This is a genomic window from Mesobacillus campisalis, from assembly GCF_000986785.1.
GTDB classification, from domain to species: Bacteria; Bacillota; Bacilli; order Bacillales; family Cytobacillaceae; genus Mesobacillus_B; species Mesobacillus_B campisalis.
The window spans coordinates 195,911-211,817 of sequence record NZ_LAYY01000002.1 but is presented as its reverse complement, the minus strand read 5'-3'; the positions used below and the strand labels follow the sequence as shown (position 1 = coordinate 211,817).

The 15,907-nt window shown below is 45.8% G+C and carries 16 protein-coding genes; 14 read left to right on the top strand and 2 right to left on the bottom strand.

Translation table 11 applies throughout. From position 1 onward, the window contains the following. Positions 1-21 precede the first annotated feature (21 nt). Both WQ57_RS03000 and WQ57_RS02995 read left to right on the top strand, forming a co-directional pair. Complete coding sequence (locus WQ57_RS03000; RefSeq protein WP_046522245.1) at positions 22-810, top strand: patatin-like phospholipase family protein; 789 nt, start codon at positions 22-24, stop codon at positions 808-810. Further along, a complete protein-coding gene (locus tag WQ57_RS02995; protein WP_046522244.1) occupies positions 810-1,838 on the top strand; it encodes a SepM family pheromone-processing serine protease in 1,029 nt (342 codons plus the stop codon). The genes WQ57_RS03000 and WQ57_RS02995 overlap by 1 nt, the downstream gene beginning before the upstream one ends. Here WQ57_RS02995 and WQ57_RS02990 read toward each other — a convergent pair. Then, positions 1,835-3,097, bottom strand: a complete 1,263-nt coding sequence (locus WQ57_RS02990) for a nucleotidyltransferase (RefSeq protein WP_338151887.1) — start codon at positions 3,095-3,097, stop codon at positions 1,835-1,837. The two genes, WQ57_RS02995 and WQ57_RS02990, sit on opposite strands and share 4 nt — an antisense overlap. Before the next feature lie 125 nt (positions 3,098-3,222). Between WQ57_RS02990 and WQ57_RS02985 the strand changes: the two genes are divergently transcribed. The 4 genes from WQ57_RS02985 to WQ57_RS02970 all read left to right on the top strand — a co-directional run bounded on the left by WQ57_RS02985 (position 3,223) and on the right by WQ57_RS02970 (position 5,508). After that, positions 3,223-3,750, top strand: a complete 528-nt coding sequence (locus WQ57_RS02985) for a YceD family protein (protein ID WP_046522243.1) — start codon at positions 3,223-3,225, stop codon at positions 3,748-3,750. Between the two features lie 69 nt (positions 3,751-3,819). Then, positions 3,820-3,993: a 50S ribosomal protein L32 gene (gene rpmF / locus WQ57_RS02980; protein WP_046522242.1), complete on the top strand. Its 174-nt coding sequence runs from the start codon at positions 3,820-3,822 to the stop codon at positions 3,991-3,993. A 98-nt stretch (positions 3,994-4,091) separates the two neighbouring features. Beyond that, a complete protein-coding gene (locus WQ57_RS02975) occupies positions 4,092-4,850 on the top strand; it encodes an enoyl-CoA hydratase/isomerase family protein (protein WP_338151886.1) in 759 nt (252 codons plus the stop codon). A 61-nt stretch (positions 4,851-4,911) separates the two neighbouring features. Continuing rightward, positions 4,912-5,508 carry an RsfA family transcriptional regulator gene (locus WQ57_RS02970; RefSeq protein ID WP_046522241.1) on the top strand — a complete coding sequence of 199 codons (597 nt, stop codon included), beginning with the start codon at positions 4,912-4,914 and terminating at the stop codon, positions 5,506-5,508. Positions 5,509-5,718: 210 nt separating this feature from the next. On the opposite strand, the gene WQ57_RS02965 is transcribed toward WQ57_RS02970, so the two are convergent. After that, a complete protein-coding gene (locus tag WQ57_RS02965) occupies positions 5,719-6,198 on the bottom strand; it encodes an N-acetyltransferase (protein WP_173427525.1) in 480 nt (159 codons plus the stop codon). Between the two features lie 287 nt (positions 6,199-6,485). Between WQ57_RS02965 and WQ57_RS02960 the strand changes: the two genes are divergently transcribed. The 8 genes from WQ57_RS02960 to WQ57_RS02925 all read left to right on the top strand — a co-directional run bounded on the left by WQ57_RS02960 (position 6,486) and on the right by WQ57_RS02925 (position 15,814). Further along, positions 6,486-7,385, top strand: a complete 900-nt coding sequence (locus WQ57_RS02960) for a 2-dehydropantoate 2-reductase (protein WP_046522239.1) — start codon at positions 6,486-6,488, stop codon at positions 7,383-7,385. Then, entirely contained in the window at positions 7,382-7,771 is a 390-nt protein-coding gene (locus WQ57_RS02955) for a DUF3397 domain-containing protein (RefSeq protein ID WP_046522238.1), read from the top strand. The genes WQ57_RS02960 and WQ57_RS02955 overlap by 4 nt, the downstream gene beginning before the upstream one ends. 94 nt (positions 7,772-7,865) lie before the next feature. Then, positions 7,866-9,497 carry a bacillithiol biosynthesis cysteine-adding enzyme BshC gene (gene bshC / locus WQ57_RS02950; protein WP_046522237.1) on the top strand — a complete coding sequence of 544 codons (1,632 nt, stop codon included), beginning with the start codon at positions 7,866-7,868 and terminating at the stop codon, positions 9,495-9,497. Between the two features lie 146 nt (positions 9,498-9,643). Continuing rightward, positions 9,644-10,075 carry a division/cell wall cluster transcriptional repressor MraZ gene (gene mraZ / locus WQ57_RS02945; protein ID WP_046522236.1) on the top strand — a complete coding sequence of 144 codons (432 nt, stop codon included), beginning with the start codon at positions 9,644-9,646 and terminating at the stop codon, positions 10,073-10,075. 57 nt (positions 10,076-10,132) lie between these two features. Continuing rightward, positions 10,133-11,065, top strand: a complete 933-nt coding sequence (gene rsmH, locus WQ57_RS02940) for a 16S rRNA (cytosine(1402)-N(4))-methyltransferase RsmH (RefSeq protein WP_046522235.1) — start codon at positions 10,133-10,135, stop codon at positions 11,063-11,065. A gap of 50 nt (positions 11,066-11,115) precedes the next feature. Then, entirely contained in the window at positions 11,116-11,481 is a 366-nt protein-coding gene (gene ftsL / locus WQ57_RS02935) for a cell division protein FtsL (protein WP_046522234.1), read from the top strand. Further along, complete coding sequence (locus tag WQ57_RS02930) at positions 11,478-13,715, top strand: penicillin-binding protein (protein WP_046522233.1); 2,238 nt, start codon at positions 11,478-11,480, stop codon at positions 13,713-13,715. The genes ftsL and WQ57_RS02930 overlap by 4 nt, the downstream gene beginning before the upstream one ends. 176 nt (positions 13,716-13,891) lie before the next feature. After that, positions 13,892-15,814: a stage V sporulation protein D gene (locus WQ57_RS02925; protein WP_046522232.1), complete on the top strand. Its 1,923-nt coding sequence runs from the start codon at positions 13,892-13,894 to the stop codon at positions 15,812-15,814. Positions 15,815-15,907: the final 93 nt, after the last annotated feature.

The following is a 15,907-nucleotide window of genomic DNA, read 5'->3' as shown; positions in this document are numbered from 1 at the left end:
AATTAAAGGGGGTATTTGCGTTTGCGTCGACCCACAATTGGTTTGGCACTTGGTTCCGGAGGAGCGCGGGGGTTTGCCCATCTTGGAGTCATCAGAGTACTAAGGGAAGAAGCCATCCCGATCGATATGATTGCCGGCAGCAGTATGGGCGCCATGGTTGGCTGTTTTTACGGAGCAGGACTTGATATCGAAAGATTGTATACACTATCAAAAGTATTCAAGAGAAAATATTATTTGGACTTTACCGTGCCCAAAATGGGCTTTATCGCAGGGAAAAGGGTAAAGGATCTGATTCGCATCTTTACCCACGGAAAAGAACTGCAGAATCTTGATATACCGGTTGCTGTCGTTGCTACCGACCTTGTGTCCGGTGAAAAAGTGGTCTTCAAGGAAGGGCCAATTGCAGAAGCGGTACGGGCAAGCATTGCGATTCCGGGAATATTCACGCCAGAAAAACGGAACGGCAGGCTGTTGATTGATGGCGGCGTAATAGACCGGATACCTGTTTCGGTTGTAAAGGAAATGGGGGCGGATATTGTCATTGCGGTTGATGTTTCGCACGTCAAAAACAATGCAGAAATCACTTCCATTTTCGATGTGATTATGCAAAGTATAGATATCATGCAAATGGAGCTGGTTGCCAACAGGGAGGTTGCTTCCGATATCATGGTGAGGCCGAGAGTGGAAATGTACAGTTCGCGCGCTTTTACTAATATAGAAGAAATCATTTCCATTGGTGAAGAGGAAACGAGGAAACATATCGCAAAAATTAAACAGGTTATTGAGCATTGGAAGGAGCCTCAATCATAATGAGAAGAAAAGGATCTTTTAGGCTGGGCATTTTGGCAGCCATTTTGCTTTTTGCCAGCGTCTTTTATTATTTGCCCTTTTATGTCTCAAAGCCGGGCATGGCAAAAGAGCTGGGACCCATTATTGAAGTAGAGGGGGGATATGAGGAAGAAGGGACCTTTATGCTGACCACTGTCAGGATGGGAAGGGCCAATATTTATTCCTATTTGACTGCCAAATTAAGCAAATACCAGGAAATCTTCCCGCTCGAGGCAATCAGGGCTGAAAACGAAAGCGACGAGGACTATACCAACAGGCAGCTCCATATGATGGACAGTTCGAAAGTCAATGCGATTGAGGTTGCCTACAAGAAAGCTGGTCTGCCAGTGCAGTACCAGTTCAATGGGATTTATGTTCTTCAAGTGGTACCGGGAATGCCGGCCGAGGGAAAGCTGTTTACCGGCGACCGCATTCTTGATATTGATGGCAAGGACTTCCGCTCTTCAACAGAATTTATTGAATATGTCAGCAGCAAAAAGGCTGGTGAGGAAGTCACCCTGACTGTGGAGCATCAAAAAGAGAAAAAGCAGGTCAGCCTTGCTCTTCAACAATTTGATCAAAGCAGCGACAGGGCAGGCATAGGCATTGTACCGGTTGATGATAAAGATATAGAGGTTGACCCAAATGTGAACGTAAAAACAGATGAGATAGGCGGACCATCTGCAGGACTCATGTTTTCTCTTGAGATTTACAATCAGCTTGTGGAGGAAGATCTTACACAAGGGTATGATATTGCTGGAACGGGCACCATCGCTTCGGATGGAACCGTCGGCAGGATTGGCGGCATTGAACAAAAAGTAGTCGCCGCCGACAAGGCTGGTGCCGACATTTTCTTTGCCCCAAATGAAAAGGGCGCAAAGGACTCCAATTACCAGGCTGCAAAGAGGACAGCAGAGGATATCAACACAAAGATGGAAATCGTCCCCGTCGACACTTTTGATGATGCCGTGGACTATCTCGAAGATTTATCAAAAAAACAAGCTGGCTAGCAGCTTGTTTTTTTGTCTTGAATTTGTATGGGAGGCTGTGAAAACTCTTCCTTTAGAAGGCGATCCTGTGAGTCGCCATCTAAACCGAGCGAATAAATCCGGGATGCCCTGATATCAAGTTCCAATAGATCTTTACTGGCTGACGGCCGGGAAACAAGAGGGAGTCCAAGGACTTTTTTGTTTTTCTGTAAGTAGGCCCTCCCAGTGGCCGACATTCCAAGCAGCCGCAGATATTTGGCGGTGCCAGCCTGCATCTCACTGCGTTTCACATTCATCAGAATATGCAGGCAGACTCTCTGAAGTCTGGTCCACGTATAGCGTTTAGTCTTTATCTTTTCCATGAATTCCATAAAAGACGTGGCATGAAGGCTATTTTCCCTAAGCCTGTACTCTAGTCCCTCCTCAACCTCGTGAATGGTGGCCAATTCTTCCGGAGAGCTCTGAAGCAGCTTGTATTTTAACAGTGGCCAATAATCCTCCCAGGAATGAAACCGGCCATAGTGTTTTTTATATCTCATGAGTAAATGAAAGGAGCTGCGCGGAAGATAAGACTGGATGCTTTCCATGTTGCTGCCATTTGAAAAAAGGGATTTTCTGATACTGGTTGCACTGGCAATCGTCTCGGAGGAAAAATGTTCATCATGATAGCCGGCATTTTTACGCTTGATGGTCATTGGCCTCAGGCCGGAACCGTGGCGGTTGATTGCCGCTACATACTGGAGGCCAAGAATATTATTTGGCTTCGAAAGGTCGAGCAGGGACCCATCAGGTTCCAGAGCTTCAAAGCTTAGGGAGACTGACTTAGGATAGCTGTATCCAAGTGCGTTATATTTTTTTATTTTTGCCTGGAATTCTGTTTCATGATTAGCGAGAAATTCAAGTGTGCTGATAAAGCTGTCAATCTCACCAGCCTCGCTGCCAAAACAGACGCTCTCACAGCCAGCCGCTGCCAGTACTGAGATGGCTCCATCCGCGAAAATGTCCGCGTTTTGTGCAGCGAAGGCATATGGCAGCTCAAAAACGAGGTCTGCACCTCCGTACAAAGCCATTTCAGCACGTGCCCATTTGGAAACCAGAGCTGGTTCCCCGCGCTGGAGGAAATTTCCGCTCATGACAGCAATTACGATATCCGCGCCAGATTGTTCCTTGGCCTGGTCCAAATGGTATTTATGTCCATTATGGAATGGGTTATATTCTACAACAACGCCGACAGCCTTCATTTTTTCTCCTTCATTGACAACGGGAGGACCTCTCACCATAAGGGGTTTCCCGGTTAATGGTGTTTAAATTTACATCACAACGTCTAAATTATACTGTAAAGAAAAAATATTGACAAATAGGTAAGCGAAAGCTATAATTACCTTTGTTGCCTTGGGGTGATTCTATGAAATGGACAATAAGTCAGTTACAAAAATACCGAAACAAGGACTTTCCGGTTGACGAAACGGTCCGGGTTGATGAGATAAAGGAAGTCGATCCATCTATTCGTGACGTGTCTCCGATGCATATAACGGGCAGGGTTGACATCAGCGCAACAAAAGTGACCTTCCATCTCCGGATTGAAGGCTATCTTATCCTTCCTTGTTCTCGTACGCTGGTTGATGTTAATTTTCCAGTGAATGTTGAAACAACTGAAACCTTCCTTCTGGGTACTCATGAATATGGAACCGAGGACGAAGAAGTGCATCAACTTAAGGGTGATGTCATTGACCTGATGCCTGTCATCAGGGAAATCCTTTTGCTTGAAGTTCCGATGCAGGTATTCTGCGAGGATGATGGCCGTAAGGATGGCGCCCCGCAGTCTGGAAAGGACTGGGAAGTGATCCGCGAACAAGAAAAGCAGCAAAAAGTGGATCCAAGGCTTGCCGGACTTGCCAAGTTTTTTGAGCAAAATGATTCAGTGGATGATTGAACCCCCAAAATGAAGGACCAGTCGGACTGGCCTTCATACACACTACTCTTCTTTAAGGAGGTGGGAATAATGGCTGTACCATTTAGAAGAACGTCTAAAACTGCTAAGAGAAAGCGCCGTACTCATTTCAAATTGCAAGTTCCAGGCATGGTTGCATGCCCTAACTGCGGTGAAATGAAACTAGCTCACCGTGTTTGCAAGGAATGCGGAACATACAAAGGCAAAGAAGTCGTAAACGACTAATCTTTCCAATAAGAATCAAAAGCACAGGAGAATTCCTGTGCTTTTTTTTATTCATTCCTCTAAACTAATAATCAAGGAATTGAAGAGGAGGAGGGGCGATGATGGGTTCCTATACCATTTCGGAAGAGCAGAACGGACTGTTGCTATTTACGATAAACAGGCCGGAGAAAAGAAATGCGGTAAATTATGAAATTATGGATGGACTGGAAGAAGTGCTTTCCGTAGCTGCGAATAAAGAGACGAAAGCACTGGTCCTTACGGGGGCCGGTGACAGGGCGTTTTGTTCGGGGGGAGACTTGTCCGTTTTCCATAAGTTAAGGACGGCTGATGAAGCGGCTGTTATGCTTTCCAGAATGGCTGAAATTCTCACCCGCCTTTTAATGCTTCCGATACCGACGGTTGCCATCCTTAATGGAACGGCTATTGGAGGCGGTTGTGAAATTGCTTCTGCCTGCGATTTTCGCCTGGGACGCAAGGGGATGCAAGCTGGTTTTGTTCAGGGAAATATGGCCATTACAACAGGGTGGGGCGGAGGGAGTATATTATTTGAGAAACTTCCTTCCTCGATTGCCTTAAAAATGCTGGGTGATGCCAGGCTTTATTCAGCGGACGAACTGTATGAGCTTGGGTTTCTGGATTATCTTTATGATGGGGACGCCATGTGCCAGTGCATATCCTTCCTGGAAAGGATGCTTGATAAGGAAACTGCCGTATTATCCGCCTATAAACAGCTTGTCACAAAAAAATGGATGGCCTCCTCCTTGCCAGAGAGAATCGCAGCGGAAGCTAGAAACTGTGCGACTTTATGGGGAGAAGAGGTTCATCACGAAAAGGTTGCCCAATTTTTAAAGAAATAAAAGCATTCTATCTTTCCTAGCAGATGCATAGATTGAAATAAAAAACTAGGAGGGAAATGACATGCCTATTACCCGCCAGGATGCCTGGACACAGGATGAAGATCTCATACTTGCTGAAACAGTGCTTCGCCATATCAGGGAAGGGGGTACCCAGCTGAAGGCTTTTGACGAGGTTGGCAAAAGGCTTTCCCGTACCGGGGCGGCCTGCGGATTCCGCTGGAACTCCTTCGTTCGGAAACAGTACCAGTCTGGTATTGAACTGGCAAAAAAGCAGCGAAAAGAGCTGAAAAAGCAGCAGAAAAAAATGGCTGAACCAGTGGAAGAGGAAGCCTCTCTCCCAAATGCGGAGGTTGTTCAAGCTGCTGCCGAAACGCTAGGCCTCGATGAAGTGAAAGAGTTTCTCGACCATTTGTACCGGCAGGCAGCAAAAGCAAGGAACCATGAAGAGAGTACTGTCGTATTTGAGGGAAAAGTAAAGGAACTGGAAAGCCAAATCTATTACTTGTCTAGTGAAAATGAAAAGCTCAGGGAAGATCTCGCCGCCGTGGAAAAGGATCACCGTTCTTTACTCGAAATTATGGAGCGGGCCAGGAAGCTGGTTGGAACCAAGGGCGAGGCAGAGGAGGGGCAGGCTGAAAAAGAGGGCTTGAAAAAATGATGATGTACTTGTTGCATAATAAAAAAGCGCCTATCAGCAGGCGCCTTTTGTATATAAATAGTATAAATTTCAGCACTTAGATAACTGTCCAGCTCCAGCGCCTAACCCCTCGAGGACATAAGCCACTCCAGAATTGAAGGCAAAGAACGCCTTCTATTCTGGAGCGTCTTATGCTTGTCGGGGCTGGGCAAGGCGCTTCCGCTTTTATTTTCAATGTACTTGCTCTTTTACGCCGGCCGGGTACCAAACGAAAGGATTCTCCCCTCTGTCCCGCTCTACTTCATAGGTTACAGGGGTGAAGCCCATTGTTGCCCAAAAATCGGATGAATTGACCCTTCCGTTTGTTTTAACAGGCAAGCCAAAGGATTTTGCGAAATCCACGAGCGTCCTTCCATATCCTTTCCCCTGATAGTCGGGGATTACCTCGAGCTTCCATAATTCTAGATAGTCCTGCGGCGGATCAAAATAACGGTCGAATTTGGCCTGGATTTGGTAGAGGCTCATCCTTGCAACCAGCTTATCTCCAAAGTAAATCCCGTAAAACGGGGATTCACTGTCGTTTTCAATCATATTTGCTTCAAGGTCCTCGAGCATGGACAGCTCCTGCTGGCCGTATTGCTTGAACCTTTTAAAGTCCTCGAGTGTTTTGTAATTGATTTTCAATCTTTCAACCTTGTGTGCCACCGTCATTCCCCCTATTAGTGCGTTGTCTTTTGTCTATTCCCATCCATCATCTTAAAGATGCATGACATTGAGGTCGGCTGCAGCCTTGATGTTATTATATTATAAATAAACAAAAAGTTCTGCTTTTAACTTATAATATAATATAAAGGCTTATCGGGCAACTTGTTAAACGCTTACAACCATGGATCCCTCATAAAGGCTGGGCTTAATGGGAGCAAGGAAATATTCTCCCGCAAAGGGAGTGGTATCTGCTAAAATAGGACTAAAGCAGGAATCGGAATTGGGGTATGAACATGAGGATAGGGATTATTGGTGCCGGGTCCATCGGTTTGTTGTTTTCCTGGTATCTTAGCGAAAAGCATGAAGTAACGCTTTATACCCGGACAGTCCATCAAGCAGATCTGATCAACCGTAAAGGCGTGACTCTGGTTAAAGAAACGGAGGAGGTCAGGAAGCTTCCGGCCAAGCCGATGGATGAATGGGTGGGCGGTGATGATTTAACCATAATTACTGTCAAGCAGTATCAGCTGCAAGAGGTCCTGTTCCAAATAGAAGATAAACTTGATGAGGCTGGCAGCCTGCTCTTTCTCCAAAATGGAATGGGGCATCTCAAGCTTATCGAGAAGCTGCAGTCTTCTTCCATTTACGTTGGCAGCATCGAGCACGGAGCAGTGAGGGAAAGTGCTGCGAGGGTGCGCCATAACGGGGCAGGAGCGATTAGGGCGGCTGTATTCAAAGGCAGCCTCGTGCGACTTGAGGAACTGGCTAATAATGCTCCGGAGGATTTTAGTATACAGGTGGAGACGGACTACTATGAAATCCTGGTAAGGAAACTAGTTGTAAATGCCGTAATCAACCCTCTGACAGCAGTGTTCCAGGTCCAAAATGGGATCCTGCTTGCAAATCCCTTCTATCGAAAGATTGCCATGTCCCTCCTTGAGGAAACATTGTGCGTACTTGAAACGGCCGATAAGGAAAAGCATTACCGGGATGTGGTTAATGTCTGTGAAAAGACCGCTTCCAACTATTCATCAATGTATGCCGATCTATCACAGGGCCGGCGAACAGAAATCGATGCCATTCTTGGTTTTCTAATTGAAGAAGCAGAAAAAAGGGGAGTTCACTGTCCATATATCTGCAATTATTATCATATGATCAAAGGGAAGGAGTTTCAGGGGGAGGTAGTGACATGACCGAGATTCTTTCTGTTGCAGCAGGATTGCTTGTGACCATTCCGCTCGCGGGATATCTTATCATGTTTATTTTCAGTAAACAGCTTACCGGCAACCATAGGAAGTCTGTTTATCTCGCCATTGATTTTAGTACATTATTATTTATTTTCTCCGTTCATTTTTTAATCATCATGATTTGGGGAAAGTCTTTCCTATGGCTTATTATGCTTATCCTTATCTTCCTGGCCGTTATCTTTGTCCTCATTCATTGGAAATTGCGGCAGGAAATTAACTTTGGCAGGGTATTCAAAGGATATTGGCGATTTAACTTTCTCCTGTTCTTCTTCGTTTACCTTGTACTGATCATCGTTGGTCTATACCAGAGGATTTCCTGGCTGGTGGCTTGAGTGTAAAATTCTTCAAACAAAGTTTTTTTCTTTTCAAAACCAACAATGCTATACTAACAAGAGTGAAAATGTTACGAGAAAGGAAGTACTTTGAATGGAGATTCTGAATCTCTCACTGCCGGCAACGAACCGGTTTGCTACGGGATATCTTAACGGAAACAAGGAAGTACTAGGTTTTTTTCATTATAACTTTAATGAACCTTCACATTATAAAGAGCGCTTGAAAGAGCTGTCAGGCAGGACATTTTACAGGCAGGAATTGGCGGACCATATTGAGAGCTTCATGTCACGCTATCCTTCCTCGGATAAAATCAGGGAAAATCTTGACAAGCTGAAGCAGGAGGATTGTGTCGCGGTCATTGGCGGCCAGCAGGCTGGACTTCTGACAGGCCCGCTGTATTCAGTACATAAGGCGATATCTGTGATCAAGCTTGCGGAACAAAAGGAGAAGGAACTTGGAATTCCGGTTGTGCCATTATTTTGGATTGCAGGGGAAGACCATGATTTCCAGGAAATCAACCATGTCTATGTTTTAAATAACAAAAAGCCTGAAAAACGGATCTATCCCGAAAAAAGTTCCGGAAAGAATATGATTTCGACTCAAAGAATCAACAGGGAAACTTGTTTATCTTGGATTGAAGATATCATTGAAACATTTGGGGAGACCAGCCATACCAATAGGCTGAGGGAATTTGCAGAAGATGCACTAAAGGAATCCCAGTCTTTTATCGACTTTTTTGCATCGACCATATTGGGGATGTTCAAGGAACATGGCCTGCTGCTTGTTGATTCCGGAAATGATGGCCTTCGCAATCTGGAAAAGGAGCACTTTGCCAAACAAATCGGGGAGCATGAAGTGATTACCCGTTCGGTGCTCACACAGCAGGAGGAGATTGGGAAGAAGGGCTTTGGCCGGGCCATTGATATCAGTCCCAATGCTGCCAATCTTTTCTATAATGATAAAAACGGGGAGCGGGTCCTGCTGCATTTTGATGGTGCTGCCAAATGTTTTACCGGAAGAGAGGGTGAAATCTCCTTCACACCTGATCAACTCCAGGAAATTGCTTCCGAGCATCCAGAGAAACTAAGCAATAATGTGGTAACAAGGCCGCTCATGCAAGAATGGCTGTTTCCGACACTTGCTTTTGTAGGCGGCCCGGGGGAAATTGCCTATTGGTCAGAGCTTAAACTCGTATTTGACCACTTTGGCCTGAAAATGCCTCCGCTCGTCCCGAGGCTGAATATCACTATTTTGGACCGTTCGGTAGAAAGAGATCTCGCACAGCTGAACCTGAAGCTGGAGGAAGTCCTGAAAGCTGGAACCAGCAAGCACGAATTAGCCTTCATCGATTCCCTCAGGGACAGGGAAGTGGAGGAAATGTTTGCAGAAACTAAAAAACAGCTAATAGATCAGTACAGAAAGATCCATGATAAGGCCGGACAGCTTGATAAGGGACTTATTCCGCTCGTGAAAAAGAATGAGGACCTGCTCCTGAAGCAAATTACCTATATGGAGAAAAAGGTGGATGAATCGATTTGCCGCAAGCATGACGATATCCTTGCCAAATTTGCACGGGTAGAGAATGCATTGAGGCCTGGAGGGTCTCCACAAGAGCGTGTTTGGAATCCTTTCTATTATTTAAACCAATACGGACTGGACTTTTTTTCGGAACTCCTATTATTGCCAATGGTCTTTGATGGCAGCCATAAAGTAATAAAAATGTAGACTCCATGGGAATGGAGTCTCTTTTTGTCTATAACAATACATCGATTGCTGGAAGGAATTTAAGAGGCGGAAAAGAATATTATTAAATATGTGGTGGAAAGTGGGGGAATGTGGTACATTGAATTTAGAAAGTGGGGGTAGTGGGCATGTTCATGGGCGAGTACCATCATAGTATTGACAATAAGGGCCGTTTAATCGTCCCTGCCAAATTCCGCGATGACCTTGGGGAAACGTTTGTTATCACCCGGGGACTGGACCAGTGCCTTTTTGGTTACCCACTGTCTGAATGGGCTGTCATTGAAGACAAGCTTAAAGGACTCCCTCTCACTAAAAAAGATGCCCGCGCATTTACCCGCTTTTTCTTCTCAGGTGCTACCGAGAGTGAAATTGACAAACAAGGAAGAATCAACATACCCTCTACGCTTCTGCAATACGCCAAACTTGAAAAAGAATGTGTGATTTTAGGTGTTTCCAATCGAATTGAAATTTGGAGCAAATCTATATGGGAAGAATATTTTGCCCAGTCGGAGGAATCTTTTGCGGAAATTGCAGAAAATATGATTGGGTTTGATATTTAAGGGTAACATTATTCCGATATAATATTTGCTGGTTGCCCGATTGGAAAGGGGAATAACATGTTTAAACATACAACAGTATTGCTTGAAGAAGCCGTTTCAGGTCTTGATATCAAGCCGGATGGTATATACGTGGATTGTACTCTCGGTGGTGCCGGCCACAGCGAACTCATTTTATCCAGGCTTTCAGAGAAAGGTAGGCTGTATGCGTTCGACCAGGATGAAACAGCCATCGAGAATGCCCGGAAAAAATTGGAAAGGTTTGGAGACAGGCTGACCATCATTAAAAGCAATTTTCTTCATTTGAAAACAGAGCTCCAGGACCTGGATGTTAATCAGGTGGATGGAGTGCTTTATGATTTGGGGGTCTCATCTCCCCAGCTTGATACTCCGGAACGAGGATTTAGTTATCACCATGATGCTCCGCTTGATATGAGAATGGACCAGGATGCAGATGTCTCGGCATATGAAGTGGTGAACGAATGGCCATACGAAAAGCTTGTCAAAATCTTCTTTCAGTACGGGGAAGAGAAATTTTCAAAGCAAATTGCCCGCAAGATTGAGGCGGCACGTGCTGTTAAGCCTATTGCTACGACTGCAGAGCTGGTAGAGCTGATCAAGGATGCCATCCCTGCACCTGCACGCCGTAAAGGAGGACACCCGGCAAAGCGGGTTTTCCAGGCAATCAGGATTGCTGTAAATGATGAATTGGGCGTGTTTGAACAATCACTGCAACAAGCAATTGATCTGCTTGGCAAGGGTGGACGGATTTCTGTCATTACTTTCCATTCCCTGGAAGACAGGATTTGTAAAGTGGCTTTTAAAAAGGCCAGTGAAACACCGCCGCTGCCACATGGCCTGCCAGTTATACCAGATGAGTTTAAGCCGAAAGTTAAATTGATTACAAGAAAGCCGATTCTGCCTACAGAAAAAGAGTTGGAAGAGAACAACCGCGCACGGTCTGCTAAGCTAAGGATCGCTGAAAAACTGTAACCTGGAACTAGTCACCTTCAGGGCAGGAATAAAAAACAGGAGGGAAAAGAATGAGCAACCTTGCAAAAAAGATTCAACAGGAAATACAGCAGCAGCCAATCAGCACTCCGAAGCATAAGCCAAAGGCTCCCAAAAAGTATTATTCGCTCACCCCTGGGGAGCGGGTGCTGATCTTTGCTTTTGGTGTGATGGTTTGTATTGGCGGGTCTTTTATGGTCTCCAAACAGGCAGCGATTTACGATGTGAACAAAGAAATCCAGCTTGTAGAAAATGCAATCCAGGAACAGCAGAAAGTCAATTCTGACCTGGAAATACAAATAAGTGAACTTAGCACTTACGAACGGATCAAACAGCAGGCAGAGAAACTCGGCTTAACCTTCAATGAAGATAACGTCAAGGTTGTGCGGGAGCAATGAACAGGAAACGTCCAAATATGAATGTTGGAGCAGCTGGATTATTTGTCGTATTCAGCCTGCTCTTTTTTATCGTCATCTATCGATTTGTATCCATACAGGTTACCGGTGAGGTAGCGGGGCAGCCGTTAGCGGCCAAGGCCCAGCAAAAATACTCGAAGGAAACTCTGATTGAGGCAACGAGGGGAACCATTTTCGATCGGAATGCCGAGGTGATTGCCGAGGATACCAACTCCTATACCCTGGTTGCCATTTTGGACGAAAAGATGACCAGCAATCCCAAGCAGCCTAAGCATGTGGACAACCCGGAAAAAACGGCTAAAGTCCTGGCCCAGTATATAGAAATGAACGAGTCTGACATTTATGAGCGCCTCACAAAAGAGGGAGTGTTTCAGGTTGAGTTTGGAAAGGCGGGAAGGGATATCCCGCATGGAGTGAAAAATGAAATTGAAAAAAAGAAACTGCCAGGGATTACCTTTACTAAAGATTCCAAACGATTCTACCCTAACGGTATATTTTCTTCCCATCTTATAGGGTATGTCGAAAAGGAAGAAAAGGAAGATGGAAAAGCGGAAAGCGTCGGCCAGCTTGGGATTGAAGCTGCTTTTGAGGACTACTTGACTGGCAGCGATGGTTCCGTAAGGGTGGAAAGTGATTTTTGGGGATTCCTTCTTCCGAATTCCGAAAAAGAGATTAAGCCGGCACATAATGGAAACGATTTGTATTTGACGCTGGACAAAAAAATTCAAACCTTCCTTGAAGATGCAATGGATCGTGTGGATGAAGAATACAAGCCGAAAAAAATCATCGCGGTTGTAGCTGACCCAAAGACAGGGGATATTCTGGCAATGGGGCAACGGCCAACATTCCATCCAAAAACAAAAGAAGGAATCGAGCAGAATTGGCATAATGAAGTGATTGAAACGTCCATTGAGCCAGGATCAACCATGAAGATTTTTACCCTGGCGGCTGCAGTGGAGGAAAACAAGTTTAATCCAAGCGAAAAGTTTAAATCAGGGCAGTACAAGGTGACACCCAAATCCATGCCGATCGGCGATCATAATTCCGGCAGGGGCTGGGGGGAAATTACCTATCTAGAGGGCATCCAGCGTTCATCCAATGTGGCTATGGCCAAGCTAGTCAATGAAAAGATAGGAACAGAAACGTTCAGGAAGTACCTCACTGCATTCGGGCTAGATAAGCCCACCGGAATCAATTTGCCAAACGAAAAGACCGGAAAAATCCTGTACGAGTGGCCAATTGAAAAAATAACGACCTCATTTGGACAAGGCACCACCATGACGCCTTTGCAGCTTGTCCAGGCCGCAACAGCAGTTGCAAATGACGGGAAGATGATGAAACCACAAATCATTGACAAGATTGTGGATCCAAATTCAAATGAAGTAGTGGAGCAGCCGGAGCCGGAGATCGCCGGGACACCGATTTCTGCCAAAACGGCCAAAAAGGTCCGTGAAATTCTTGAGACCACAATCACCGCGGAGAAAGGAACAGGAGGCAGTTACAAGATAGAGGGATATGATGTTGCCGGCAAGACGGGTACAGCCCAAATACCTGGGAATGACGGCAAATATCTGAGGGGCCATGGCAATTTCCTCTACTCTTTCCTGGGGATGGCACCAACCGATGACCCCGAGCTGATTGTCTATGTTGCGGTCCAGCAGCCGGAGCTTGATGAAAGTACAAATGGCTCGGTACCAGTGTCAAAAATCTTCAATCCGGTCATGAAGAGCAGCCTTCAATATTTGAATATAAAACCAGTAGTCCAGGAAGAAATTGTTTCAAGCGAGGTTCCGGATGTTACAGGAAAGGCCTCAGATGACGCTGTTGCAAGACTAAAGGAGAAAGGCCTTACTCCTGTTGTTGTCGGTGAAGGAGAAAAAATTGCCAAGCAGCTTCCTAAAGAAGGGGCGGTCATTCTTGGCGGAGAAAAAGTCATTCTCAAAACAACAGGTAAAGTCACTGCACCCGACATGACAGACTGGTCGCTAAGGGATGTCATGAAATTTGCCCAAGTAGCAGGCTTGAAGCTGAATAAAGCGGGGAGCGGATATGTAACCAAGCAGAACATCCAGCCGGGAAGCGCAGTGAAAGACGGCGATTACCTGATTGTAGAATTAATGGCCCCGCTAGAGAAGGCTGAGGCTGAAAACCAGCAGGAAGAGACAGGGGAAAGTGAAAATAGCGGTGATGAAGAAACAGAGGATGTCTTTGACTGATCCTCTGTTTCTTTTTTTTGTCAGGAAATCCATGTTCATTGTTGGTGTTATATTGTCGCTGGTACAAGCATATATTTGAACAGGCTGCTCTCAGTGTTTTGCGGATGCAGTCGGGGTCTTTTTCGTTCAGGCAAATGGGATTGACCCCCAGGCAATATAAGGAGGTTGTTTGAAGTATGCGCGTGTCCAATGTGACGGTAAGGAAAAGGCTCGCTTTTGTATTGGTTGCCGGGATCCTTGTATTTCTTATTATTGATATCCGCTTGGGATATGTTCAATTTGTGCTGGGAAACTGGCTGACGGATGGAGCGAAAAGCTCTTGGAGCAGGAACATCCCGTTTGAGCCAAAGCGCGGCGAGATTATCGACCGGAATGGCGTGGCGCTGGCAACCAATATAAGTGCGCCGACAGTATGGGCGGTGCCACGGCAAATTGAAGACCCGGAGGCAACATCGGAAAAGCTTGCTGCTGTACTTAATATGTCCAAGGAGAAAGTGCATCAGTATATAACCAAATCCGAAATGATTGTAAGGTTCAATGAAGCAAGGAAGATATCGCATGAAAAGGCTAAGGAAGTTCGAGCCCTCAATTTAAAAGGCATTTATATCGGGGAGGATTCAAAGCGCCATTATCCTTTTGGCAATTATTTATCCCATGTTCTAGGTTTTGCCGGCATTGACAATCAAGGGCTGATGGGACTTGAACTGTATTATGACAAAGAACTCAAAGGCGAAAGGGGATCCGTCCAGTTCTATGCGAATGCTAAAGGCCAGCGGATGAGTGATATGGCGGATGACTACCAGCCCCCGGTTGATGGATTGGACCTGAAGTTGACGATTGACAGCAGGGTTCAGACCATTGTTGAAAGGGAGCTTGACATCGCGGAGGCTAAATACGATCCGGATGGAATCATCGCCATAGCCATGAACCCGAACAATGGGGAAATCCTTGCGATGTCCAGCAGGCCAAGCTTTGACCCAGCCAACTTCAAAAATGTACCAGCAGAAGTATACAACCGGAATCTTCCTGTTTGGAGTGCTTATGAACCAGGATCTACTTTTAAGATTATTACGCTTGCTGCTGCTATTGAAGAAGGCAAAGTAGATCTCCATGACGATCATTTTCATGACAGCGGGTCTGTAAAAGTTGGCGGTGCGACTCTTCGCTGCTGGAAACGGGGAGGGCATGGATCGCAATCTTTCCTTGAAGTGGTTCAGAACTCCTGCAATCCCGGGTTTGTAGAACTGGGAGACAGACTGGGAAAAGACACCTTGTTTAAATATATAAAACAATTTGGTTTCGGTGAAAAAACTGGCATTGACCTTCAGGGGGAAGGGAAAGGAATCATGTTCAACCTTGATCGGGTTGGCCCGGTTGAGCAGGCAACCACTGCTTTTGGACAGGGGGTCTCGGTAACGCCGATTCAGCAGGTTGCGGCCGTATCGGCGGCAGTGAACGGGGGCACCCTGTATACTCCCTATATTGCCAAAGAGCTGATTGACCCTGTTACAGGGAAGATCGTGATGCAAAAATCCCCTCAAGCAAAAAGAAGAGTCATATCGGAAGAAACATCCGAGGAAATCAGGCATGCACTTGAGACGGTGGTTGCCCAGGGGTCGGGGAAAGGCGCGTTTGTCGAGTCCTATCGGGTTGGCGGAAAAACAGGTACTGCCCAAAAAGCAAAGGATGGCAGATATCTTGAAAACAACCATATTGTTTCCTTTATTGGGTTTGCCCCAGCTGATGATCCGCAGCTAGTTGTTTACATTGCCGTGGATAACCCAAAAGGGACGGTACAATTCGGCGGAGTCGTTGCGGCACCGATAGTGGGCAATATTATGGAAGACAGCCTCCATGCCCTGGAGGTACAACCAAGAAAGAATCAAATCGAAAAAGAAATGACCTGGCTTGACACTCCTATGGTTGAGGTTCCTGACTTGAAGGGAATGACAAGGACAGAAATTCAGCAGCATCTGGTCAATCTCAGGATAGAAGTGAGCGGAGAAGGGAAAATGGTGGTTAAACAGTCTCCTTCACCGGGTATTAAGGTGAAGGAAGGGTCAACCATCAGACTGTATATGGACTCCGATGAAGAATAAGGTGAAACAGCATTCAGTGAGGGTTTTACTGTCAGTTAATGCGGATGAAAAGACGGTGAATGACTGACCAACCGTCTGAAAAAATGACTGCGT